At 74.9% G+C, this 22,975-nt stretch carries 20 protein-coding genes and 1 riboswitch; of the genes, 6 read left to right on the top strand and 14 right to left on the bottom strand.

Annotated elements, in window-relative coordinates; genetic code table 11:
* Positions 1-13 precede the first annotated feature (13 nt).
* The 4 genes from ACIBPB_RS16445 to ACIBPB_RS16430 all read right to left on the bottom strand — a co-directional run bounded on the left by ACIBPB_RS16445 (position 14) and on the right by ACIBPB_RS16430 (position 4,514).
* Positions 14-631, bottom strand: coding sequence for a GTP-binding protein (locus ACIBPB_RS16445; protein WP_396840406.1), 618 nt, complete (start codon positions 629-631; stop codon positions 14-16).
* Positions 612-974: a DUF742 domain-containing protein gene (locus tag ACIBPB_RS16440; protein ID WP_357314230.1), complete on the bottom strand. Its 363-nt coding sequence runs from the start codon at positions 972-974 to the stop codon at positions 612-614. The genes ACIBPB_RS16445 and ACIBPB_RS16440 overlap by 20 nt, the downstream gene beginning before the upstream one ends.
* A gap of 67 nt (positions 975-1,041) precedes the next feature.
* On the bottom strand, positions 1,042-1,449 hold the full coding sequence (locus ACIBPB_RS16435) for a roadblock/LC7 domain-containing protein (protein WP_046567138.1): 408 nt from the start codon (positions 1,447-1,449) through the stop codon (positions 1,042-1,044).
* Positions 1,446-4,514, bottom strand: a complete 3,069-nt coding sequence (locus ACIBPB_RS16430; RefSeq protein WP_396840405.1) for a nitrate- and nitrite sensing domain-containing protein — start codon at positions 4,512-4,514, stop codon at positions 1,446-1,448. Before ACIBPB_RS16430 ends, ACIBPB_RS16435 begins: the two co-directional genes overlap by 4 nt.
* A 448-nt stretch (positions 4,515-4,962) precedes the next feature.
* Here ACIBPB_RS16430 and ACIBPB_RS16425 point away from each other — a divergent pair, with 448 nt between their 5' ends.
* The gene (locus tag ACIBPB_RS16425; protein WP_396840404.1) at positions 4,963-6,144 is read left to right on the top strand and encodes an ABC transporter substrate-binding protein; all 1,182 of its coding nucleotides are present in this window, start codon (positions 4,963-4,965) and stop codon (positions 6,142-6,144) included.
* Between the two features lie 136 nt (positions 6,145-6,280).
* Here ACIBPB_RS16425 and ACIBPB_RS16420 read toward each other — a convergent pair whose 3' ends face one another.
* Entirely contained in the window at positions 6,281-7,051 is a 771-nt protein-coding gene (locus tag ACIBPB_RS16420; protein WP_396840595.1) for an ABC transporter permease, read from the bottom strand.
* 179 nt (positions 7,052-7,230) lie between these two features.
* Positions 7,231-8,256: an ABC transporter substrate-binding protein gene (locus ACIBPB_RS16415; RefSeq protein WP_357314238.1), complete on the bottom strand. Its 1,026-nt coding sequence runs from the start codon at positions 8,254-8,256 to the stop codon at positions 7,231-7,233.
* A gap of 285 nt (positions 8,257-8,541) precedes the next feature.
* Here ACIBPB_RS16415 and ACIBPB_RS16410 point away from each other — a divergent pair, with 285 nt between their 5' ends.
* The 4 genes from ACIBPB_RS16410 to ACIBPB_RS16395 all read left to right on the top strand — a co-directional run bounded on the left by ACIBPB_RS16410 (position 8,542) and on the right by ACIBPB_RS16395 (position 13,741).
* The gene (locus tag ACIBPB_RS16410) at positions 8,542-9,381 is read left to right on the top strand and encodes an ABC transporter ATP-binding protein (RefSeq protein ID WP_396840403.1); all 840 of its coding nucleotides are present in this window, start codon (positions 8,542-8,544) and stop codon (positions 9,379-9,381) included.
* A gap of 2 nt (positions 9,382-9,383) precedes the next feature.
* On the top strand, positions 9,384-10,334 hold the full coding sequence (locus ACIBPB_RS16405) for an LLM class F420-dependent oxidoreductase (RefSeq protein ID WP_396840594.1): 951 nt from the start codon (positions 9,384-9,386) through the stop codon (positions 10,332-10,334).
* Positions 10,331-10,633, top strand: a complete 303-nt coding sequence (locus tag ACIBPB_RS16400; RefSeq protein WP_357314243.1) for a cupin — start codon at positions 10,331-10,333, stop codon at positions 10,631-10,633. The genes ACIBPB_RS16405 and ACIBPB_RS16400 overlap by 4 nt, the downstream gene beginning before the upstream one ends.
* Positions 10,634-10,705: 72 nt before the next feature.
* The gene (locus ACIBPB_RS16395) at positions 10,706-13,741 is read left to right on the top strand and encodes a hypothetical protein (protein ID WP_396840402.1); all 3,036 of its coding nucleotides are present in this window, start codon (positions 10,706-10,708) and stop codon (positions 13,739-13,741) included.
* A gap of 99 nt (positions 13,742-13,840) precedes the next feature.
* Here ACIBPB_RS16395 and thiC read toward each other — a convergent pair whose 3' ends face one another.
* The 7 genes from thiC to thiE all read right to left on the bottom strand — a co-directional run bounded on the left by thiC (position 13,841) and on the right by thiE (position 19,708).
* A complete protein-coding gene (gene thiC / locus ACIBPB_RS16390; RefSeq protein WP_396840401.1) occupies positions 13,841-15,433 on the bottom strand; it encodes a phosphomethylpyrimidine synthase ThiC in 1,593 nt (530 codons plus the stop codon).
* 17 nt (positions 15,434-15,450) lie between these two features.
* A complete protein-coding gene (gene thiD, locus ACIBPB_RS16385; protein WP_396840399.1) occupies positions 15,451-16,239 on the bottom strand; it encodes a bifunctional hydroxymethylpyrimidine kinase/phosphomethylpyrimidine kinase in 789 nt (262 codons plus the stop codon).
* A complete protein-coding gene (locus ACIBPB_RS16380; protein WP_396840593.1) occupies positions 16,236-16,817 on the bottom strand; it encodes a thiamine phosphate synthase in 582 nt (193 codons plus the stop codon). Before ACIBPB_RS16380 ends, thiD begins: the two co-directional genes overlap by 4 nt.
* A gap of 137 nt (positions 16,818-16,954) precedes the next feature.
* A complete protein-coding gene (locus tag ACIBPB_RS16375) occupies positions 16,955-17,734 on the bottom strand; it encodes a thiazole synthase (RefSeq protein WP_396840398.1) in 780 nt (259 codons plus the stop codon).
* A complete protein-coding gene (thiS, locus tag ACIBPB_RS16370; protein WP_396840397.1) occupies positions 17,731-17,931 on the bottom strand; it encodes a sulfur carrier protein ThiS in 201 nt (66 codons plus the stop codon). The genes ACIBPB_RS16375 and thiS overlap by 4 nt, the downstream gene beginning before the upstream one ends.
* Positions 17,922-19,088: a glycine oxidase ThiO gene (gene thiO, locus ACIBPB_RS16365; protein WP_396840396.1), complete on the bottom strand. Its 1,167-nt coding sequence runs from the start codon at positions 19,086-19,088 to the stop codon at positions 17,922-17,924. Before thiO ends, thiS begins: the two co-directional genes overlap by 10 nt.
* Complete coding sequence (gene thiE, locus ACIBPB_RS16360; protein WP_396840395.1) at positions 19,082-19,708, bottom strand: thiamine phosphate synthase; 627 nt, start codon at positions 19,706-19,708, stop codon at positions 19,082-19,084. The genes thiO and thiE overlap by 7 nt, the downstream gene beginning before the upstream one ends.
* Positions 19,703-19,813: riboswitch (TPP riboswitch) on the bottom strand. It overlaps the preceding gene by 6 nt.
* A 121-nt stretch (positions 19,814-19,934) precedes the next feature.
* Between thiE and ACIBPB_RS16355 the strand changes: the two genes are divergently transcribed.
* Positions 19,935-20,849: a DUF559 domain-containing protein gene (locus tag ACIBPB_RS16355; RefSeq protein ID WP_396840394.1), complete on the top strand. Its 915-nt coding sequence runs from the start codon at positions 19,935-19,937 to the stop codon at positions 20,847-20,849.
* Between the two features lie 1,158 nt (positions 20,850-22,007).
* Here the strand turns inward: ACIBPB_RS16355 and ACIBPB_RS16350 are convergent.
* On the bottom strand, positions 22,008-22,970 hold the full coding sequence (locus ACIBPB_RS16350) for an aldo/keto reductase (RefSeq protein ID WP_396840393.1): 963 nt from the start codon (positions 22,968-22,970) through the stop codon (positions 22,008-22,010).
* Between the last annotated feature and the right edge of the window lie 5 nt (positions 22,971-22,975).

The raw sequence follows: 22,975 nt of genomic DNA, 5'->3' as shown, positions 1-22,975 counted from the left end.
CCCGGCCGGCCGCTCAGCCGACCGGGGTCGCGAAGCCGTGCTCGGCCTGGAGGCGGAGCATGGCGTGCTCGACGACGGTCACCAGCACCTGCTTGACCGATTCGCGCTGCCGCGCGTCGCACATCACCAGCGGCACGTCCGGCGAGATGGCCAGCGCCTCGCGGACCTCTTCCACCTCGTAGTGCGGGGCACCGTCGAACCGGTTCAACGCCACCACGTACGGCAGGTTGCGGTTCTCGAAGTAGTCCAGCGGGGCGAACGCGTCGGTGATCCGGCGGGTGTCGACCAGGACGGCCGCGCCCACCGCACCCCGGATGATCTCGTCCCACATGAACCAGAAGCGGGTCTGGCCGGGCGTGCCGAAGAGATACAGGATCAGGTCCTCGGCCATGGTGATCCGGCCGAAGTCCATGGCGACCGTGGTGGTCTCCTTGCCGGGCACCTTCGACGGGTCGTCGATGCCCACGCCGGCCGCGGTCATCAGCGCCTCGGTGGTCAGCGGCTGGATCTCGGAGATCGCACCGACCATGGTCGTCTTGCCCACGCCGAAGCCGCCCGCGATCACGATCTTCGCGGAGATGATCTCCCGGCTGCGGTTCGCCCCGGCGGGGTCATAGTTCGCGAAGTCCACTTAGCACCCTTCCAAGCAGGTTCATCCGCGCCGCGAACCCCGTGGCGGGAGCGGCAGTGTGTAGCGTCAACAGGCCCTCGGCCACCATGTCGGCGACCAGCACCCGGGTGACGCCCAGCGGCATCCGGGTATACGCGGCGATCTCGGCGAGCGACTGCGGTCGGCCCTCGCAGACCGAGGCGATGCGGTACTTGTCGTGGCCGGCGAACCGCGCCTCGGCCACCTGGGTGGCGGAGCCGGAGAGCACCGCCTCCAGCGCGATGTTCTGCAACGGTTCGGTCCGGCCCCGGGTGACCGCGTACGGACGCACCAGCGCCCCACGTGGATCCCGCCGTGGTTCCATCTCGCGATCACCTCCCTCCGTACGGAGCCGGCCGGCTCCGGATCACCCAGTCACACGGACGCGCCGGTCAGGACCGGACGGCGTCCCTCGGCAGCGGGGACAGCGCCTGGCCGACCCGCTCCACCAGCAGCGCCATCTCGTAGCCCACCTGGCCGACGTCGCAGCTGCGGGCCGCCAGCACCGCCATCGACGAGCCGTCGCTGATGGACATGAGGAAGAGGTATCCGCTGTCCATCTCGATGACCGTCTGGAGCACCCCCCCGGCGCTGAACATCCGGGCGGCACCCTCGGTCAGGCTCACCACGCCGGAGGTGATCGCGGCGAGCTGGTCGGCCCGGTCGGCCGGCAGGTCCCGGGAGGAGGCGAGCAGCAGCCCGTCCGCCGACACCGCCACCACGTGGGCGATGCCCGCCACGCTGTCGGCGAAGTTGGTGAGCAGCCAACCCATGTCCTGCATGGCCGCTGGCCTGTTCATCGGTTCGTCTCCTTGGTCGAGGTGCTGTTCAGGTCCGCGCCGGCCGTCCGACCCCGCTGAACACCGCGGTGGTAGGCGGACAGCAGGCCGCGTACTTCGTCCGGCGTGCGCCGGGCCTGGGCCCGGCCACCCTTGGGTTCGATGCCGCCGGGCACGAGCTGGGCCTGCGGCACCCGCTTGGGCAGGCCGGAGCGGGTGGTGCCGCCGGCGGCGGGCTCCGCCGCCCGGCTGGCCCGCGACCAGCCTTCGTCGGCCGCGGTCCGCCACGCTCCCGGGTCGGTGGCCGGCGGCGCCGGCGGTGGCGCGGCGGCGGCCGGCACGGGCGGCGGCGCCGCGGCGGCGGGCACGGCCGGCGCCGGCGGCGGGGTGTACGGCGGTGGCGTCGTCAACCCCGCGGCCTGGGCCCCGGGGGTACGCGTCGGCAGCGGCGGCGGCGTCGCCGCGGCGGCCGGCTGGGCCGGCCCGGCGGGCGGCTCGTCGAAGGCCGGACGGGCGAAGATGGTCGTCTCGTCCTCGCCGTGCGAGCGGAACCAGACGGCCTCCATCTCCCGGAATATCGGCGCCTCGGCCCGCTGCTCCGGGCGGGACACCGTCGGGGTGGCCGGGGCCGTCTCGACGGCGGGCGCCATGGCGGCCGGCTGGTACGCCGGGGCGGGCGGGTAGCCCGCCGGCTGGTAGGTCGACGGGGCCAGCGAGGCCTGGTCCGCCAGGTCCCCGGGGCTCCGCTTCGGCAGCGGGTCCCGCGCCGGGTACCCGTGGCCCGACCCGCCGGCCGCGTAGCCGGCCCCGGAGACGGGGGGCGCCGCGGCGGGCGGCGCGGACGCCACCGGCACGGCCGACGGCATCGTCGGCAGGCTGGGCATCGCCCCGGTCGCGCCGCCCAGCTGTACGGCCGAGCCGGTGTCCCGCGCCTCGGCGCCGGCCTGCCAACGGGCCGGCGGGGCCGCGCTGCGCCACTGGTCGGTCAGGGTCGCCGTGCCGCCGCGCCCGGCGCCGGCCAGCGACTCCGGCCCGGCGCCCAGCTGGCTCAGCGGCGACGGCTCGACGGCGAGCGGCTGGCGCGACCGGCTCAGCGGGGCCGGACCCCGGTTGGCCGGCAGCACCACCGCGGAGTTCGGCAGGGTCACCTGGGCGACGGTGCCACCCTCGACATTGCGCCGCAGCTCCACCCGGATGCCGTAGCGGGACGCCAACCGGCTCACCACGGCCAGACCCATCAGCCGGAACGCGGCCACGTCGACCGTGGGCGGCGCGGCCAGCCGGCGGTTCAGCGAGTCCAGCTGCTCGTCGCTGAGCCCCAGGCCGCGGTCCTCCACCTGGATCAGCACGTAGTCGCGGATCCGCCGGCCGTCGGCGACCACGGTGGTGTTCGGCGGGGAGAACCGGGTGGCGTTGTCCAGCAGCTCGGCGACCAGCCGGACCACGTCGTTGACCGCGTGCGCGGCGACCGAGATGTCGGTGTCGACGGTGCCGAACTCGATCCGGTTGTAGAGCTCGACCTCGGACTGGGCGGCGCGCAGCACGTCCACCAGGAGCGCGTCCTCGCGGCGCGGCACGGCCGAGTCGGCGCCGGCCAGCACCAGCAGGTTCTCGTCGTTGCGGCGCATCCGGGTGGCCAGGTGGTCGAGCTCGAAGAGCTGGGCGAGGCGCTTCGGGTCCTCCTCGCCGCGCTCGATCGCGTCCAGCTCGCCGATCATCCGGTCGACCAGGCTCTGCGAGCGGCGGGCCAGGTTGAGGAACATCGCCGAGACGCTGGTCCGCAGCGCGGCCTGCTCGGCGGCCACCCGGACCGCCTCCCGGTGGACCACGTTGAAGGCCGCCGCCACCTGGCCGATCTCGTCGCGGTTGGTCAGCTTGATCGGGTCGCGGACCTGCTGGACGATCTCGTCCACGCCGCCGTCGCCGATCGCGTTGACGTTCTGCAGCCGGCCCACCGCGTCGGGCAGGTCGTGGTTCGCCACCGCCAGCGCGCCCTCGCGCAGCCGGCGCAGCGACTCGTTGAGCGAGCGGGCCAGCACGACCGCCAGGGTGACCGCGACGATCAGGGTGAGCAGGACCAGCAGGCTCTCCACCACGGCCTGCCGGATGACGTCGCTGCGGACGTCGTCGGCGTCGGCGAGCAGCTGGTCCTGGAGCTGGATCTCCGCCCAGCGCATGAGGTCGTTGACCGCGCCGATCGCCTCGGCGGCGTCGTTCCGGTTCACCAGCGGGGCCTGGTTGACCGAGCGGGACAGGTCGTTGGCGACCCGGTCGGCGAGCTGCACGGCGTCACCGGAGACGGTGCCATCCACCAGGGACCGCTGCGCCGGCTCGGCGGCCCGGGAGAACGTCAGCAGCGCCTCCTGCTGGCCGGTCAGGGTGGCCACCAGGGAGGAGAACTGTTCCTCGTCGAGCTGGCCGGCGGCGAGGGCGGTGAACGCGACCGCCTGCTCCTGGGCGACCTGCGCCTTCGCGTGGGAGAACGCGGCCACCGCGCGCCGGGCGTCGGCGATGCGCTCGGCGCCGGGCTGCTGGGCCAGGGTGTCGCCGTACGCGACGAGGTCGCTGAGGATGATGCCGTAGCGCAGGCTGGCCTCGGCCACCGGCATCTGCTGCCGGTCCAGCACCTCCTGCCGGGTGCCGTTCAGCGTGCCCAGGTGGTCCTCGATGACCTTCAGCCGGGTCCGCACGGACGCCGGCACCTCGCCGATCCGTCCCCGCTCCTCGCGGTACGCGGCGATCCGCTCGTCGGTGCGGCGGACCCGCAGGTTGTAGTCGTCCGGCTTCTGGTCCGGCGCGACCAGGTAGGCCGCCGCCGCCATCCGCTCCTTGTGCAGGTCCTGGGTGAGCGCCGAGACGTCGATCGACAGCGCGGTGAGCGACCGGATCCGGGTCGCCTCGTACGCGCCCTGGCCGGTCGAGACGAGTCGGATAGTTGCCAGTGCCATGACAGCGGCGACCGGGACGACCAGGATGAGAGCGAGCTTCGACCGGATCCGCGCGTCACGCAGCCGAGGCAGCCGCCGTCGCCGGTTCCGGTGGTCGGATCCGGCGCTCTCGGGCAGGGTCGTAGGTCCGGTGCTCACGACATCGCCTCCGTCGTTTCTTCCACGCCTGACCCGCCGACCCGTGCCTGGAGCGGCGGGCGGCGCCGCGCGCGGCACGGCCGCGATTTCATCAGACGAGATGCAGTTTGGGAAGCCGCAGTGGGGCCGAAAACGGTTGGCGGGGACTCAACCCGTGCAGCGGTCAACTAATACCTTCATTTCCGCAGGCCCCTGAACAGGGCATGTAACTCCAGAGTGGTCGGTCGTATCTGTGCAGTAATTGCCGGTTAACGTTTCGTGTCCCCACCATGTGGGATGGGTGTCCCGAAACCGCTCCTGGCATCGCCGCTTGACCACAGGCCCCGGCATTGGCAAGGTTTTGCAGGCTTCGCGCACACCGTACGGCACACCAATCCCGTTCCTCTACTGAGGACGGATGAGCGGCGGTGATCGGGCCCCCCGCCCGCGCCGCACCTGGAGGACTGAGTTGAGCCCCATCCGCTCCGCGAGCATCGCGGCGCTCGCTTCGGCCGTGCTGGCCACCACGCTCACCGGCTGCCAGTTCGGCGGGGAGCAGCAGGACGACAGCCCCATCGTGATCGCCGCGGACCTCGAACTGTCGGGCGCCTCCGCTGCCCTCGGCAAGGTGTACCAACGGGCCCTCGAACTGAAGGTCGAGCAGTTGAACGCGTCCGGCGCACTCGGCGCCCGGAGGATCGACCTCAAGGTGAAGGACAACCGCTCCGACGCCGCCGAATCCTTGCGCAACATCAACGATTTCAGCAGTGACTCCCGGGTCAGCGCCATCATCATGGGCGGCTGCAACGAATGCGCCGTCGGCGCCGTCCGCACCATCGGCGAGAAGCACATTCCGACCATCGCCCTGGCGTCCGCCGGCGCGATCACCGAACCGGTCGCCGAACGCCGGTACGTGTTCAAGCTCGCCCCGAACGCGACCGACAGTGCCGCGGCCATCACCGTCGAGTTGGGCCGGCGCGGCGTCAAGAAGGTCGCCCTGCTGCGCAGCGACGACAGCTACGGCCAGGAAGGCATGGCCGCGCTGCGCCGCCAGTTCGACAAGACCGGCATCCGGCTGGTCGGCACCGAGTCGGTACGCGTCACCGACACCGACGTGAGCGGCCAGGTCGAGGACCTCGTCGGCAGCAGACCGCAGGCCATGGTCCTCTGGACGCCCCCGGAGCAGGCGGCGCTCGCGGCGGCCAGCGCCCGGCAGAACCGGTTCACCGGCCACCTGTTCTTCGACGCCTCGGCGGCCGGCGACCTTTTCCTGGGCGCCTCCGCCCGGTCCACCGAGAAGGCCACCCTGATCTTCACCCAGACCATGGTGATCGACGACGTCATCGCCACCACGCCGGCCAAGGCCGCCCGGCGGCAGTGGTTCCAGGAGTACACGGCCCGCTTCGGCGGCTACAACGGCTTCTCCTCGTTCGCCGCCGACGCGGTCCAGCTCATCACCAACGGCGAGCTGCGGGCCGGGACGAAGCAGGGCACCGTCGACCGGGAGGCGCTGCGGGACTTCCTGGAAACCTCGCAGCTCGACGGGCTCTCCGGGCCGATCCGGATGACCCCGGACAACCACTCGGGGTTGATGCCGCAGGCGTTGACCACGCTGGTGGCGCGGGGTGGACGGTGGCGGCTCGCCGGGTAGTGGTCGCTGTTGTGGGTGTGGCCCCGGCGCAAGTTGTGGGTGTGGCCCCGGAGGATGCTCGGTCGACGTCGGGTCTTCGGTCGGGGTGGGGCGGATTCGGCGGCCGCGGCCGGCCTCCCTGGGGAGGCCGGCCGGGTCAGCGGGCGGAGGTGGTGGCTCGGACCCAGGGCAGGGCCAGGCGTTCGAGGAGGCTGAGGGCGGCGTACAGGACGATGCTCATCAGCCCGACCAGGACGATGGCGGCCCAGGCGGTGGGGGTGTCGCCGGCGCCGTTGTACTGCAGGATCTGGTAGCCCAGGCCGGGCTTGTCCGAGTAGAACTCACCGATCACCGCACCGATCGCGGCCAGCGGCATGGCCACCTTCAGCCCGACGAAGATCTGCGGCAGCGCGGCCGGGAAACGCACCTTGCGGAAGGCCTGCCACCAGGACGCGTTCAGCGAACGGCCCAGCTCCGCCAGGTCGGCCGGGGTGGTGGTCAGCCCGGTCGCGGTGGACAGCACGATCGGGAAGAAGCAGAGCAGGAACACCATGGTCAGGATGGGCTTCTGCCCCCAGCCGACCGCGACCACCAGCAGCGGACCGAACGCGATCTTCGGTACCGCGTTGACGGCCACCAGCAGCGGCGAGAACATCCGCTCCACCCGGCCGGACGCGGCCAGCGCCATCCCGATCAGCACGCCGGCCACCGACGAGAGCAGGAAGCCCAGCACGGTGACCCCGGTGGTGATCCCCAGCGCCGGCAGCAGCACGTCCGTGGCGGCGGTGAGACCTCGCCAGACCGCCAGCGGCGGCGGCAGCGCCGCCGGGTGGACCAGATGCAGCCCCGAGGTCACCAGCCACCACGCGGCCACCGCGATCAGCAGGCCGAGCGCCGGCAGCCCCACCGCGGCCGGGCGTACGGCCAGCCGAGCCGGAACGGCGGCGGGCGGCGGGGACGCCTCCGGCGCCGACGGATCGGGCCGGACTCCGGTCACCTGTGCCAACGTGTCCTCCTCTCTCGGCCGGCCCGCACGGCCGGCACGCGAAGGGGTGCGCCCCGCCGGAACCCCGGCGGGCGCGCACCCCCGTTGTCCGAGCCGACCGGTCAGGCCTTCGGCACCAGGTTGAAGTCGATGATCTGGTCGGGGGTGAGGTTCTGCTTGAGCGCGCCCGCGCCCTGGAGCAGGGCGATGGTCTTGGCCACCCGGCCGCTGTCCACGGTGCCGATCGCGGTGCCGGTGTTGCTGGACCGGACGTACGCGGCCATCAGCTGGAGCTCGGCGGAGGCCGCCGCCGGGACGGCCGCCGGGACGTTCTTCTTCAGGATCGTCCCCGCCTCGTCCGGGTTGGCCAGCGCGTACTCCAGGCCCTTGAGCAGCGCCGCGGTGAAGCGCTTGACCATCTCCGGCTTCTCCTTGGCGAGCTTGGTGGAGGTGACCAGCACGTTGCCGTAGAGGTCCTGCATCACGTTGCTGTAGGGCAGCATGACCGGCTTCTTCTTGGTGACCGCCGCGATGGTGGGCTGACCGACGACGAACTGGCCGATGCCGTCGACCGAGCCGGAGGCGAGCGTGCCGATCAGCGTCTGCGCCTCACCGTTGACCCAGGTCACCTTGCTGGCGTCGACGCCGGCCAGCTTGGCGTACGTCGGGAAGAGCATGCGCACGACGGAGGCCGGGCTGTCGGCGAGCTTCTTGCCCTCGAGGTCCTTCGGGGTGGCGATGTTCTTGCCCTCGACCGAGGCGATGGCGGCCATGGTCCGCTGCTGGACCGCCGCCACCGCGACGAAGTCCTTGGCCTGACCGTTGGCGAGCACGAGGATGGCACCGGTCAGGTCGATCGGGGCGAAGTCGGCCTGCCCGGTGGCGACCTGGATGACGCCGCCGGTGCCCTGGCCGGGCTTGATGTCGACGTCGAAGCCGGCCTCCTTGAAGAAGCCCTTCTCCTTCGCGACCCAGGCGTACGAGTCACGCCCGAAGTTGCCGAACGAAGTGAGGTAGGTCACTTTCTCCAGCGCCTTGCCACCGGCGGCCTTGTCCTCGGACTTGTCCGAGTCGCTGCTGCACCCGGAAACCAGGGCGAGTGCGGTCGCCAGCGCGGCGGCGGCGACCGTACGGGTCAGCCTTCTCATCAGTGCACCATGTCCTTTCCGACCAGGGCATGCTCGCCCGGACGGGTCGTGGTTCCGACGGTGTCGGCGGGAGGGGCAGCCGACGGGATCGTCGTGAGGGGACTCTTCGCGCGCAACAGCGTACGAGAAGCTCCCTGCACCGACGTCCGGCGCTCGGTTGCGGAACGGAAACGAAGTTGCCTGACGGAAAGTGGACTGACGTCCACCCCGGACGGTGCTATAGGGAGCGCATCCCGCTACGCTAGCCCGGCTCGCGTTCGCGACGTGGAAGGGAGCCGGCGGGAGATGATCCGACTGTCCGGGGTGTCCCGCACCTTCGACGGCCGCTCAGGGCGGGTGGAGGCGCTGCGCGACATCGACCTCGACGTCGCCGAGGGTGAGTTCGTCGCCGTGGTCGGCCGCTCGGGGTGCGGCAAGTCCACCCTGCTGCGCATGATCGCCGGCCTGCTGCCGGTGACCGCCGGCGAGATCACCGTGGCCGGTACGCCGATCACCCGGCCCCGCCGGGACATCGCCATGCTGTTCCAGCGGCCCGCCCTGCTCCCCTGGCGCTCCGTGCTGGACAACGTCCTGCTCCCGGTGGAGATCTTCGGCTGGCGCCGGGCCAAGCACCGGGACCGGGCCCGCCAGCTGCTGGAGATGACCGGGCTGGGCGGGTTCGAGAAGCGCCTGCCGCACGAGCTATCCGGCGGCATGCAGCAGCGGGTCTCGCTCTGCCGGTCGCTGATCGGCGAGCCCCGGGTGATGTTGATGGACGAGCCCTTCTCGGCGCTCGACGCGCTCACCCGCGAGGAACTCTCCGGCGAACTCCAGCGGGTGCACATGGAGACGAAGGCGACCATCGTCTTCGTCACCCACTCGATCGACGAGGCGGTGCTGCTCGCCGACCGGGTCGTCGTGCTCAGCCCGCGTCCCGGCCGGATCCGCGAGGTGGTCGAGGTCAAGGTGCCCCGGCCGCGCACGCTGGGCCGCAACGCGCACCTGGCCGAGGTGGCCCGGATCAGCGCCGAGCTGCACGAACTGCTGATGGAACGGGACGGGCCGACCGGGCCCGCACCGGCCGGCCCGGTCGCGCCGGCCGACGGGACCGGGACACCGACGGCCGCCGGCGCGGGAGGGCAGTGAGCATGCGGGTGACGGTCTTCACCGAGCCGCACCGGGGTGCCAGCTACGACGACCAGCTCCGGTTCGCCCGGCGGGTGGAGGAGACGGGCTTCGACGGCTTCTTCCGGGCCGATCACTACCAGGCGATGGGCGACGAGCCGGGGCTGCCCGGCCCCACCGACGCCTGGCTGACCCTGGCCGCGCTGGCCCGGGCGACCTCCCGGATCCGGCTCGGCACCCTGGTCACCTCGGCCACCTTCCGGCCGCCCGGGCCGCTCGCGGTGATGGTCGCGCAGGTCGACCAGATGAGCGGCGGCCGGGTCGAGCTGGGCATCGGCGCCGGCTGGTACGAGCGGGAGCACACCGCGTACGGCATCCCGTTCCCCGGGGTCGCCGAGCGGTTCGACCGCCTCGCCGAGCAGCTCGAGGTCATCACCGGGCTCTGGCGCACCCCGACCGGCGAGACGTACAGCTTCAAGGGCGAGCACTACCAGCTCGTGGACGCGCCCGCGCTGCCCAAGCCGGTGCAGCGCCCCGGCCCGCCGGTGATCGTCGGCGGTCGCGGCCCACGCCGCACCCCCGACCTGGCCGCCCGGTACGCCGACGAGTTCAACATGCCGTTCAAGACCGTCGCCGAGACCGCCGCCGCCTACCAGCGGGTCCGCGAGGCGTGCGAGCGCACCGGGCGGGCCGCCAGCGGCCGGCCGCCGCTGGTGCTCTCCGCCGGGGTGGTGGTGGCCATCGGGCGTACCGACGCCGAGGCGCAGCGCCGGGCCGCGCCGCTGCACGTCAAGAGCGCCCTGCCGCCGGAGGACCCGGTGGTCGGCTCCCCCGCCCAGCTCGTCGACCGGCTCGGCGAGTTCGCCGCGATCGGCGCCAGCCGGGTGCACCTGCGCCTGATCGACTTCGCCGACCTCGACCACCTGGAGCTCATCGCCGCCGAGGTCCTCCCCCAACTGGACGGACCACGATGACCGGCACCCACACCGAGCTCGGCCCGGTGGGCCAGGAGATCGTGTACGAGAACGACCGGGTCCGGGTCTGGCACATCCGCCTCGAGCCGGGCGAGCGGCAGCCGCTGCACCGGCACGACCACCCGTACCTGGTGGTGGCGATCCAGGGCGCCAAGAACGTGGTGCAGACGGTCGACGGCACCACGATCGACGCCGATGAGCCGACCGGCGGCGTGGTCTACCGCGACCCGGGCGCCGTGCACATGCTGACCAACGTCGGCGACACCACCTACCTGGCCCGGTTGGTCGAGCTGAAGTAACGACGCCGACACCAGCGCGCCAGGTGGCCTCCTTGGTGGCGATCGGGGGCACCGGGCCGTAACGTGCCCGACATGGCCTTTCGGACGTGGGGCAGGCTGCTGCTCACGGCGCTCGGCGTGAGCATGCTGGCCGGAGCCGGCCAGCTCGGCATCGCGTACGGCTTCGGCGTCGTACGCCTCGACGGCGCGTTCGCCGACGGCACGGTCAACCGGTGGCCCGCCCAGCTCGCCTGGGTCGGCTGGTTCGCGGCGATCGCCGCGGTGGCGGGCGCGGTGGTGACCGAACGCCTCGCCCGCCGGGACGGATCCCCGGCCGGCGGCACCGCCGAGCAGCTCGCCATCGCCGGCGTCGCGGCGCTGGGTGCGACTGTGGTCGCACCGCTCTGCATGCAGCCGGCCCGCGCCGCCGAACTCGACGGCACCGTCGACCCGGTCTGGGCGGTCGGCATCTGCGCCGTCCTCGGCGCGCTGATCGGGGCGGGCGCGGCCATCGCCGTCCTGCTCAGGCCCGCGTTCGGGTGGAGCATCGCGCTGACCGCCGGGCTCGTCTGGGTGCTCGCGTTGATCTCCGCGGCGCCGACGGTCGCGTCGACCGGGCCGCTGCGCACCGTACGCCTCGGGGTCCTCGAACCCTCCTGGCTGGACGCCGCGGCGGCGCAGCGCCTCGCCATGCTGGTCCTGCCCGCGCTGTCCCTACTGGCCGGCGCGGCGATCGGTGCGCTGGCCCGGCGGCACGGCCAGCTGCCGCTGATCAGTGGCGCGGCCGGCGCGGCCGGGCCGATCCTGCTGGCCTTCGCCTACCTGACCGCCGGACCCGGCGACGCCGCCGACCGGTACCAGCTCGCCCCCTACTACGGCGCGCTCCTCGCGGTCGCCGCCGGCGCGCTCGGCTCGACCGCCGCCACGGTGCTGCGCCGGCCCGCGCCGGCCGCCGACGGCGAGGCGATCGCGCCCACCGACATCCTCCAGCCGCTCCCGGCCGCGCCGGCCGGCGCGCCGCTCGCCGCACCGGGCGGCTCAGCGCTCGCCGCTCCGGCCGGCGCCGGCCCGGGCACGGCCGCCTACCTGGGTACGGCCGCTCACCTGGGTACGGCCGCCGAACCGGGTCGCGCCGGCCGGGCCGACGGCTCGCCCACCCCCGCGCACTGGGACTGGCCGGAGGCGCCCGGCCTCACCCCCGCCGGCCGGAGCACGCCCCGGCAGACCCTCGCCGACCGCGCCGCCGGTCCGGCCGCTCCCGGCGTACCGGACGGGACGGGCGCGGACCGGCCGCCGGCCCCGGTCGAAGCGGCGGGCCCGGACCTCACGGGCGGGACGGCCGCCGCGGATTCGGCCGGCGCGGCCGGCACGGCTCCCCCGACCGGCACCGCTCCCCCGACCGGCACGCCTCCTCCGACCGGCACGGCTCCCTTGGCCGGCACGGAGTCGGCACCCGCGGGCGGGTCCCCGAGCGACGCGGGCGACCGCCACCTCGATGACCTGGCCCGGAACCTGCCGGGCTCCGGGCTGCTGCCGCCGGCCCGGCGGACCTCCGCGATCGACGTGCTCGCCGCCGGCCGCCCGGCCGCGCGATCCGGCCCGGAGCCGGCCGCCCCCAGCCCGGCCCCGGCGTCGTCCCTCGCCCCGGCACCGCCGGCCGCGGATGCCGCGGCACCGCCGAGCGCCGATGCGCCGGAACCGGTGCCGGCCGGGCCGGCACCGGCGGCCGGGGCGCGACCGCTCGCCCCGGCGGCCCCGACCTCGTCGGCCGACGAGGGACCGCAACACCCGGACCCGACCCCGCTACCGCACCACGGCGCCGCGCCGGAGCGACCGCAGCACACCGACCCGGCCGGGCGACCGCAGCAGCAGGCGGACGCCCCCGAGCGACCACAGCGCACGGCCGCCACCCAGCTACCGCAGCACGCCGGCCCGGCCGGGCGGGACGCCGATCCGGCCCGCCGCGCCGAGCCGGCCGCTGCGGCCGACGGCCCGGGCGACGCCGTGCTGACCACGGCGCCGACCAGCACCGCCGCAGGACGGCCGGCGGACGACGGCGCCGCCCCGGCGGAGGGCACGACGAAGCCCGCACGCGGCGGGCGGGCCCGGCGGGGCCGCAAGCCGGCGACGGCCACCAGCGGACCGTCGGCGGCGGCCGTGCCCGTCGCCGGAGCCGACCAGCCGGCGACCCCACCCCCGGCCACCACCGACCCGAGCCGCGCGGAGCAGGACCGCACAACCGTCACCGGCCCGGGCCACGAGGACCACGACCAGACCCGGCCCACCGCGCACGCGGACCACGACCAGACCCGGCCCACCGCGCAGGCGGACCACGACCGGACAGCCGCCGCTGCCGACACGGACCACGAACGGACACCGGCCGCCGGCCGCGCGGATCACGAGCAGACACCGACCGCCGGCCGGGCGGGCCACGAGCGGACACCCGTCGCCGGCGGCGGCCCGGGCGCCGAGGAGGTGGAGCAGCCCAGTCGCCGCTTCTTCTTCGACGAGCCGGCCGGCGGCGAGGGTCCGCCCGCGTCGCCCCGGCCACGCTTCCCGATCTTCGAGGACGTGACGGAGCGACCGGGCGAGGTCCGGCCGGCGTGGCCGATCGCGCCCGCGCCGGGCTGGTCGGCCGCCCCGCGCGGCACCACCACCCCCGGCCCGGCCGGTGTTCCGGAGGCCGGCCCGGCCGCCGAGCCCGACCCGGCGTCCGCACCACGCCCCCGGCACCGGGCGCTGCCGGACCTGCGCGCGTCCAACTGGGAGGCCCTCGCCAACGCCCGGCCCGCCCCGGCGGCGGGGCCCGGTGGCCGGCACGCCGATCCGCCGCCGGCCGGCCCGGAGCCCGGACCGGTCGAGCCGGCCGAGGGCGCCGGGACGGCTGAGCCGCCCGGGGCGGTCGAGGAGACGGCGGGCGAGGAGACGGCGGGCGGGAAAACCAAGTCCCGCCGAGGGCTGTTCCGGCGTAACCGGGGCAAGGCGGCCGAGCCGGTGGAGGCCGACCGCGAGGCGGAGCCGCTGCCGGCCCAGGACGAGGAGTTCGTCGACTGGGTCGCCGGCCTCGCCTCCGACGACAACGCCGACGACGCCCGTTCGCTGCGTACCGGCCGGCACCACCGCGACTGACCCGCCGGGTGGTACCGGGCCGACCAGCGGCCCGGTACCCATCCGACCCGCGCGGTCCCACCCCACCGCCCGGCCCCCGTGCAGCGGTCCGGGCAGCGGTCAGGCCAGCGGCAGGTAGACCCGCCCGCCGGCGTTGAGGAACTCCTCGGACTTGTCCCGCATGCCGCGCGCCGCGTACTCCTTCAGCTCCTGGGTGATCTTCATGGAGCAGAACTTCGGCCCGCACATCGAGCAGAAGTGCGCGGTCTTCGCCGGCTCGGCGGGCAGCGTGGCGTCGTGGTACGACCGGGCGGTCTCCGGGTCGAGCGAGAGGTTGAACTGGTCCTCCCAGCGGAACTCGAACCGGGCCTTGGAGAGCGCGTCGTCCCAGGCCTGCGCCCCGGGGTGCCCCTTGGCCAGGTCGGCCGCGTGCGCGGCGATCTTGTACGCGATCACGCCCGCCTTCACGTCGTCCCGGTCCGGCAGCCCGAGGTGTTCCTTCGGGGTGACGTAGCAGAGCATGGCGGTGCCGACCATGCCGATCATCGCGGCGCCGATGGCCGAGGTGATGTGGTCGTACGCGGGCGCGATGTCGGTGGTCAGCGGCCCGAGCGTGTAGAACGGCGCCTCGTGGCACCACTCCTGCTGGCGGTCCACGTTCTCCTTGATCTTGTGCATCGGCACGTGCCCCGGACCCTCGATCATCACCTGGACGTCGTGGGCCCAGGCGACCTTCGTCAGCTCACCGAGCGTGCGTAGCTCGGCGAACTGCGCCTCGTCGTTGGCGTCCGCGATGGAGCCGGGGCGCAGCCCGTCGCCGAGGGAGAACGTCACGTCGTACTTCGCGAGCAGCGCACACAGCTCCTCGAAGTTGGTGTAGAGGAAGTTCTCCTCGTGGTGCGCCAGGCACCAGGCCGCCATGATCGAGCCGCCCCGGGACACGATCCCGGTGACCCGGTCCACGGCCAGCGGCACGTACGGCAGCAGCACCCCGGCGTGCACGGTCATGTAGTCGACGCCCTGCTCGGCCTGCTCGATCACGGTGTCCCGGAACACCGCCCAGCTCAACTTCACCGGGTCGCCGCCGACCTTCTCCAGCGCCTGGTAGATCGGCACGGTGCCGATCGGCACCGGCGAGTTGCGCACGATCGCCTCGCGGGTCTCGTGGATCCGCTTGCCGGTGGAGAGGTCCATCACGGTGTCCGCGCCCCACCGGGTGGCCCAGGTCAGCTTCTCCACCTCCTCGGCGACCGACGAGCTGACCGCCGAGGTGCCGATGTTGGCGTTCACCTTGACCAGGAACGCCCGCCCGATGATCGCCGGCTCGCACTCCGGGTGGTTGACGTTGAGCGGCAGCACCGCCCGCCCGGCGGCGATCTCGTCCCGGACGAACTCCGGCGCGACGCCCTCCCGGATCGCCACGAACTCCATCTCCGGGGTGACGATCCCGGCCCGGGCGTAGCCGAGCTGCGTCGGGCGCTTCCCGTCGACGCCGGCCAGCGGGGTGCCCGCGCCCCGCACGGGGGCGACGTCGCCCCGGGCGGCGATCCACGGCCCGCGCAGCGGCGGCAGCCCGACCGCCGGGTCCGAGCCCGGGCCCGAGGTGTCGTAGAGCCGCACCGGGGGGTTGTCCCCGGCCAGTTCCACCTCGGCGAACGGCACCCGGAGGTCCGGCCGCGACCCCTCCACGTAGACCTTGCGTCGTGCCTGCATGACAGCCTCCCTGTCGCTCATGCGGACCAGCCGAAGTGGTCCAGCGGGCCGCGTCCCGCGCCCAGCGCCCAGTCGCGCGCGCCGGTCAGCGCGCGGGTCACGTACTCCTTCGCGGCGGCGACCGCGACCGGCACCGGATCGCCCGCCGCCAGCCGGACCGCGATCGCCGCCGAGAACGAGCAGCCGGTGCCGTGGTTGTGCCGGGTCGCCACCCGGGGCGCGCGCAGCAGCGTGGTCCGGCCCGCGCCGGCCAGCACGTCCACCGACTCGCCGCCGGCGTCCACGTCACCGCCGGTCACCACCACGTGCGCCGGGCCCGCGGCCGCCAGCGTCTCGGCCGCCGCGACCATCTCCTCGACCGTGCCCACCGGGCGTCCGGTGAGGGCCGCGGCCTCCGCGCGGTTCGGCGTCGCCACCTCGGCGTACGGCAGCAGCCGCTCGACCGCCTCCACCACGCCGAGCCGGTGTCCACTGGTGGCGACCAGCACCGGGTCGACGACCAGCCGGGGCAGCCGCCCGGCCCGCGCCGCCTCGGCCACCGCGCCGGCGACCGCCGGGCTGCCGAGCATGCCGGTCTTCACCGCCCGGACGTCGAAGTCGCCGAGCACGCTGTCGAGCTGGTCGCGCACGGTCTGCGGGGGCAGCGGCAGGACGGCGTCCACGCCCCGGGTGTTCTGGGCGGTGACGGCGGTGAGCACGCTGGCGCCGTACGCGCCGAGGGCGGCGAAGACCTTGAGATCGGCCTGGATGCCGGCGCCGCCGCCGGAGTCTGATCCGGCGATGGTGAGGACTGTCCTCGGGGTCACGTCGCTCCCTGGGCTGTGGTGGTGGGCCGCGGCCGGTCGTGGGCCGCCGCGCTGAGGGTGGCGGCGGCCGCGGTGGGCCGCTCGGCGCGCATGATCGCGCCGAGCACGGCGACCCCGCTGGCGCCGGCCGCGACGCACGCCCGGACCTGGTCCGGGGTCTCGATGCCGCCCAGGGCGAGCACCGGTACCGGACAGACCCGGATCAGCTCGCGCAGCCCGGCCGGGTGCAGGGGTGGGCCGTAGCCGGGTTTCGTTCTCGTCGGGAAGACCGGCGACAGGGTCACGTAGTCCTCGGTGCTGAGGCGGGCCAGCTCGGTGGTGTCGTGGCAGGACCGGCCGACCAGGGCGACGGGCGGCGGCGGGTACGGGCCGGCGGCGGGCAGGTGCACGGCGTCGCCGCCGAGCGGGTCCGGGCCGGCGACGATCAGCCGGCCGCCGGCCCCGGTGAGGATCGCGCGCAGTTCGCCGGCGAGGGCGGCCCGCTCGGCCCGCGGCAGGTCCTTGTCCCGCAGCACCACCCAGCGCACTCCCCCGGCCACGGCCGCCTCGACGACCTCGGCCAGGGGTCGCCGGGCCATCCGCCGGTCGGTCAGCAGCACCACGCCCGACGGCAGCTCGCGAGCGCCCGACGAGATCGTGGCGGAGGCCGGCCCCGCCGGCCGTACCCGGCCGGCGGCTCCGCCCGTCGCGCGGGCGGCCATGCCGGGCGGCGCCGTCACAGCTCGGGCCGTCCGTCGTCGGGGGTGGAGGCCAGGGCGTGGAAACGACGGGGGATCCGCCCGGCCCCGTACGCCAGCCGCCCGGCCCGCACGGCGTGCCGCATCGCGGTGGCCATCGCCACCGGGTCGGCGGCCCGGGTCACCGCGCTGGCCAGCAGCACCCCGTCACAGCCCAGCTCCATGGCGAGCGCCGCGTCGGAGGCGGTGCCGATGCCGGCGTCGAGGATCACCGGCACGGCCACGGCCTGCCGGATCAGCCGGATGTGATGCGGGTTGCCCACGCCCAGCCCGGAGCCGATCGGCGCCCCCGCCGGCATCACCGCCGCGCAGCCCACGTCGGCCAGCCGCCGGGCCAGGACCGGATCGTCCGACGTGTACGGCAGCACGGTGAACCCGTCCGCCACCAGCTCCTCGGCGGCGCGCAGCAGCTCCACCCCGTCCGGCAGCAGCGTGCGCTCGTCGCCGATGACCTCGAGTTTCACCCAGTCGGTCGCGAACGCGTCGCGGGCCAGCCGGGCCACCTTCACCGCCTCGGCCGCGGTGTGGCAGCCCGCCGTGTTCGGCAGCAGCCGTACCCCGCACCGTTCCAGCAGGTCGAGCAGGCCACCGGCGCTGCCCGGCGCGGTGTCGACCCGGCGCAGCGCCAGGGTGACCAGTTCGGTGCCGGAGGCCCGGATCGCCTGTTCCAGCACGTGCAGGTTGGCCGCGCCGCCGGTGCCGAGGACGAGCCGGGAGCCGAGGGTGACCCCGCCGATCTCCAGGGGCATGCCGCTCACCCGCCCTGCGCGGCGCTGAGCACCTCGACCCGGTCACCGTCGCGCAGCACGGTGGCCGGCCAGCCGCCGCGGGGTACCACCTCGCCGTTGACCGCGACCGCGAGGCCACGCTCCTGGGTGGTGACCGCGCGGACCAGCTCGGCGACGGTGACGCCGACCGGCAGGTCCCGCCCCGCGCCGTTGACGATCAGTCGCACGTCTCCTCCTCGGTGTCGGATGGGGCCCGGACCGGTCCGGTCCGGCCGGCGAACCGGGCCGCGCCGAAGGGCGCGAGCAGCGGGTCCGGCTCGCCGGTGACGACCAGCTCGGCGACCAGGTCGGCGGTGACCGGGGTGAGCACGATGCCGTGCCGGTGGTGCCCGGTGGCGACGAGCACGCCGGGGCGGCCGGGCAGCGCCCCGATGATCGGCGCGTTGTCCGGCGTGCCGGGCCGCCACCCGGCCGCCGCCTCCACCAGCTCGTACTCGGCCAGTTCGGGGACCAGGTCGACGGCGGCGCGGAGCAGCCGCAGCACCGCCCCCGCGGTCACCACGGTGTCGGCGCGCTCCTCGACGGTCGCCCCGACCACCACCTCGCCGCTGTCCCGGGGCACCAGGTAGACCGGCTCGCCGTCGGCGTACCCCCGGATCACGTGCCGGAAGCCGGGCGGACCGCCACCGGGCGCGCGGAGCCGGAGCACCTGCCCCTTCACCGGCCGGACCGGGAGGCCGGTGAGCGCCGCCGCGCCGCAGCCGGCCGCCACCACGACGACCCGGGCGGCCAGCTCGGACAGCGCGCCGACCGCCGCCGGTCGCAGCACCGCGCCGGCCCGCTCGGCCGCCGTGCGCAGCGCGGCGACCAGCCGGCGCGGGTCGACCTGGTGGTCGCCGGGTGCGAGCGCGCCGCCGCGCACCCGGGGCGCCAGCGCCGGCTCGCGGTCCCGCAGCTCCGAGGGGCGCAGCGGCCTGATCGGCAGCCCCAGACCCTGCTGGTACGACCAGAGCCGGCCCGCCTCGGCCAGGTCGTCGGCGGTGAGCCCGACCACCAGGGTGCCGTCGGTGCGGTACCCGAGGTCGGCGCCGGCGGCCCCGGCCAGCTCGGCGGCGAAGCCGGGCCAGCGGGCGGCGGACTCGGTGAGCAGCCCGGTCAGCTCCCGCTCCCCGAAGTACGCCTCGGCGACCGGCGCCAGCATCCCGGCCGCCACCCGCGACGCGCCGGAGCCCGGCGCCGGGTCGTGCACGCTCACCCGCAGCCCGCGCTGCGCGCACCGCCACGCGATCGCCAGCCCCACCGGCCCCGCCCCGACCACCGCCACGTCGGCCTCGACGGTGCCCCGGCCGACGTCGCCGGTGCTGCCCGCGCCCCCGCTCAGCACGTCAACGCCCGGAGCAGCTCGGCCGTCGCCCCGGCCGGATCGGCGGCGGCCGACAGCGCCCCGACCACCGCCACCCCGTACGCCCCGGCGGCCCGCAGCGCCGGCACCGACGCGGCGGTCACCCCGCCGATCGCGATCACCGGCACGCTCACGGCCCCGGCGACCGCGCGGATCCCCGCGGGGCCGATCGGGTCGGGCAGCCCGGACTTGGTCGTGGTGGCGTAGCACGGCCCCACGCCGAGGTAGCTGGCCCCGGCGGCGACCGCCGCGGCGGCGGTGACCGGCTCCCGGGCTGTCGCGCCGAGCACGGCGGCGGCACCGAGCACCCGGCGGGCGGCGGGCACCGGCAGATCGTCCGCGCCCACGTGCCCGCCGTCGGCGGCCACCGCCAGCGCCACGTGCAGCCGGTCGTTGACCAGGCAGGTCGCCCCGTACGGCCGGCACAGCCCGGCCACCCGCCGGGCCAGCTCGTACGCCTCCCGGTCGGTGGCGTCGTCGGCCACCCGGACCTGGACCACCAGTTCGGCGCCGGCCACCGGCAGCGCGGCCCGCAGCACGCCGAGGGGGTCCCGACCGGGCCGGGTGTCGGTGATCAGATGCAGTCGCCCCAGGGACGGCACGGCAACACTCCTCCCTGCGCCGGCATTACCCGGATCAGGTTCAACGGTCGGGGGCTGTCAGCCCCCCTCTCAGCCCGGTCCGCACCGGGCTCCCGTGGGTCACTTGCGGCCTACCGTACGGCGTTCCCCGGCGATCCGCCAAGGGCGGGTGACACTTTTCCCACCCACCGTCCGGAGTGGAGGGCGGGGACGGCGAGTGACCTTCCGGTCACGTCATGCTGTCCGGATGCCCTCGCCTGCCCGCGTTCCGCGCCGGTTGTCGTTCCTGCCGTTCCGCGGCAGCGTCGCCGTCGCCGAGGGCCAGCTGACCTGGGCGATGGTGCGCGGGCCGGCCTGGCGGCGGCTGCTGCCCGATGTCTACGTGCACCGCGACGGCCACCGCCCGGACGACCACCGGATGTGGTGCGAGGCCGTCGCCCTGCGCCTGCCGCCCGGTGCCGCCGTCGCCGGGCGCAGCGCCGCGTACCTGTGGGGCGTCGACCTGCTCGAACCAGCCGCCCCGGTCACCGTGCTGCTGCCCCGGACGGCCCGGCTGCGCCCGCATCCCCGGGTACGCGTCGTCCGCTCGGTGCTGCCGGACAGCGACCGGACCCGGTTCGCCGGGCTACCGGTCACCACGGCCCTGCGCACCGCCTTCGACCTCGGCCGGCAGGCCCCACGCACGGACGCGCTGGTCGCCGTCGACGCGCTGCTGCACCGGCGGGTGGTCAAACTGACCGACCTCCGGGCGTACGCCGCGGCGCGGTCCGGCTGGCCGGGCACCAGGCTGCTCCGGGAGGTGCTGGCGCTCGCGGAGCCGCTGAGCGAATCTCCGATGGAGACCCGGCTCCGGCTGCTCCTGCTCGACGCCGGGCTCGGGCCGCTCGTCGCCCAGCACGACGTGCTCGACGCCCGGGGCCGCTTCGTCGGACGGGTGGACCTCGCCTGGCCGGCCCGCCGCGTCGCGGTCGAGTACGACGGCGACCACCACCGGGAACGCGCCCACTTCCGCCAGGACGTCGCCCGCCTCAACGCGCTCCGGGCGGCCGGCTGGCTGGTCCTCCGCTTCACCGCCGACGACGTGCTCCGCCACCCGCGCGCCACCGTCGCCCTGGTCCGCCAGGCCCTCGCCGAACGTGCCGCCACCGCACGCCACCCCTGACCCTGGCCGCCCGCCCCGCCGCGCGCCGCCGCTGAGCGGCACAGCGTCGCCGCCGGTGTCGCGCTGTGCGTACCCCGGGCCGCTCGGCGATGACGCCGATCTGGCCGGTCACCGCAGGCAGCGCGTGCGACCACCGACCACCAACCACGATGGACATCACGGCCCGCTGTGATGTCCACAGCGCTCACACCTCCCGTCTCGCCCGCCGCGTTTGCGCTCTGCCGCTTCGCGCCCCGCTCTGCTCAGCCGCCGCGCTGCTCAGCCGCCCGCGCTGCTCACCCGCCCGCTCTGCTCAGCCACCCGCTCTGCTCAGCCACCCGCTCTGCTCAGCCACCCGCTCTGCTCAGGCTCCCGCCCACGCCCTGCTCTGCGCCCGCTCAGTTCAGGCATCCGCCCACTCAGGCGTCCGGCCCCACGCCGTACCCCGTCCAGCGCCCAACCGGACGTCGTCGGTGGAACGCTATGGAGGTCAAAGAACGCTCTTGACCTCCATAGCGTTCCACCCGCTCCCGTGCCGTTCGGCCGCCGACCCGCTCAGCGTCCCGTCCCACGCGGCGCCCGGCCCAACGGGCCGACCGGAGGCAATCGGTGGATCACCATGGACGCCACAAGCGCGCCTTGGCGCCATCAGCGCCCAACCCGCCCGCCCGGTCCCCCCCGGCCACTCACGGCACCCACCGGGCCGGCCAACAGAGACCACCGGTGGAACACCATGGAGGTCAAAGAGCGCTTTTGACCTCCATGGTGTTCCACCGAGGCCGTCACTCGACGGCGTGCCCGGCCGGCGGCGGCCCAGCACCCAACTCGCAGAGCCCAGCGCCCGGTCCGTCGAGCGAAAGACCCCGCCGCGGGGTCAGCACCCGGGCCGTCGAACGAAAAGGCCAGCGACAGGGCCCACGCCCGGTCCGTCGGGCGAAGGACCCGCCCGCAGCAGAGCAGCACCCAACTCGCAGAGCCCAGCGCCCATTCGGTAGAGCGAGAGACCCGCCCGCAGGGCCGACGACCCCGCCCACAGCGCCAGTGAGCCCGTACGCCGAGGGTCGGGCCGCCCAGGAGCAACCGGCACGCAGGGCGCAACGGGCCCGGCCGGCGTGGCCCGGGGGTGGAAAGCAGGCTGCCCCGGTGCCGGAGACGGCACCGGGGCAGCGCTGAGCCCGGTCAGAGCAGGGCGTCGAGGGCGTCCAGGTCCTCGTCGGTGGGCTGCCAGGTGCCCGCCTCGGCGTTGGCGCGTACCTGCTCGGGGGTGGTGGCGCCGGCGATCACGGAGGTCACCGCCGGCCGGGCGGCCAACCCGCCGATGGCCACCTGGAGCATGCTGAGCCCGCGCTCGGCCGCGTACGCCTCAACCGCCTCGATGGTGTCCCAGTCGGCCGCGGCGAGCCGCTCGGCGTACCGGCCGCCACCGGCGAGCCGGCTGCCGGCCGGGGGCGTCTCGTTCCGCTTGTACTTGCCGGTGAGCAGCCCGTTGGCGAGCGGGAAGAACGGCAGCATGCCCAGGCCGAACCGCTCGCAGGCGGGGATGACCTCGGTCTCCACGCTCCGCTCCAGCAGCGAGTAGTGGTTCTGCGCGGAGACGAAGCGGGTACGGCCCTGGGACGACGCGGTCCAGTCGGCGTCGGCGATCTGCCAGCCGGCGAAGTTCGAGTTGCCGAGGTAGCGCACCTTGCCGGCGCGGACCAGGTCGTCCAGGGCGGCGAGGGTCTCGTCGATCGGCGTACCGGGGTCCGGCTCGTGCATCTGGTAGAGGTCGATGTGATCGGTGCCGAGGCGGCGCAGCGACGCCTCGACCGCGCGGGCGATGTACCGGCGGGCGCCCCGGGCGCCGTGGTCGGGGCCGTTGAGGCCGTGCATGTCCATGCCGAACTTGGTGGCGACCACCACGTCGTCCCGGCGCCCCTTCAGCGCCTCGCCCAGCAGTTCCTCGGAGCCGCCCTGCGGCTCGCCGTAGATGTCGGCGGTGTCGAAGAAGTTGATCCCGGCGTCGAGCGCGGCGTCGACCACCGCGCGGGTCCCGTCGCGGTCGAGCTTGCGGCCGAAGTTGTTGCAGCCGATGCCGACCACGGACACCACGAGCCCGGAGTCGCCCAACCGGCGATAGGTCATCTCAGTCACGAGATCCACCCTAT

The sequence above is a fragment of the Micromonospora sp. NPDC049836 genome, assembly GCF_044465125.1.
GTDB lineage: Bacteria > Actinomycetota > Actinomycetes > Mycobacteriales > Micromonosporaceae > Micromonospora.
Note: the sequence above shows the minus strand (reverse complement) of the source record. Positions and strands in the feature narration are given on the sequence as shown.

What these genes read in the sequence shown, in the direction of transcription:
- ACIBPB_RS16440 (WP_357314230.1), bottom strand. Translation starts at nt 974, where the DNA reads ATGGAACCACGGCGGGATCCACGTGGGGCGCTGGTGCGTCCGTACGCG.
- ACIBPB_RS16435 (WP_046567138.1), bottom strand. Translation starts at nt 1,449, where the DNA reads ATGAACAGGCCAGCGGCCATGCAGGACATGGGTTGGCTGCTCACCAAC.
- ACIBPB_RS16415 (WP_357314238.1), bottom strand. Translation starts at nt 8,256, where the DNA reads ATGAGAAGGCTGACCCGTACGGTCGCCGCCGCCGCGCTGGCGACCGCA.
- ACIBPB_RS16410 (WP_396840403.1), top strand. Translation starts at nt 8,542, where the DNA reads ATGATCCGACTGTCCGGGGTGTCCCGCACCTTCGACGGCCGCTCAGGG.
- ACIBPB_RS16405 (WP_396840594.1), top strand. Translation starts at nt 9,384, where the DNA reads ATGCGGGTGACGGTCTTCACCGAGCCGCACCGGGGTGCCAGCTACGAC.
- ACIBPB_RS16400 (WP_357314243.1), top strand. Translation starts at nt 10,331, where the DNA reads ATGACCGGCACCCACACCGAGCTCGGCCCGGTGGGCCAGGAGATCGTG.
- ACIBPB_RS16395 (WP_396840402.1), top strand. Translation starts at nt 10,706, where the DNA reads ATGGCCTTTCGGACGTGGGGCAGGCTGCTGCTCACGGCGCTCGGCGTG.
- thiC (WP_396840401.1), bottom strand. Translation starts at nt 15,433, where the DNA reads ATGCAGGCACGACGCAAGGTCTACGTGGAGGGGTCGCGGCCGGACCTC.
- ACIBPB_RS16380 (WP_396840593.1), bottom strand. Translation starts at nt 16,817, where the DNA reads ATGGCCCGGCGACCCCTGGCCGAGGTCGTCGAGGCGGCCGTGGCCGGG.
- ACIBPB_RS16355 (WP_396840394.1), top strand. Translation starts at nt 19,935, where the DNA reads ATGCCCTCGCCTGCCCGCGTTCCGCGCCGGTTGTCGTTCCTGCCGTTC.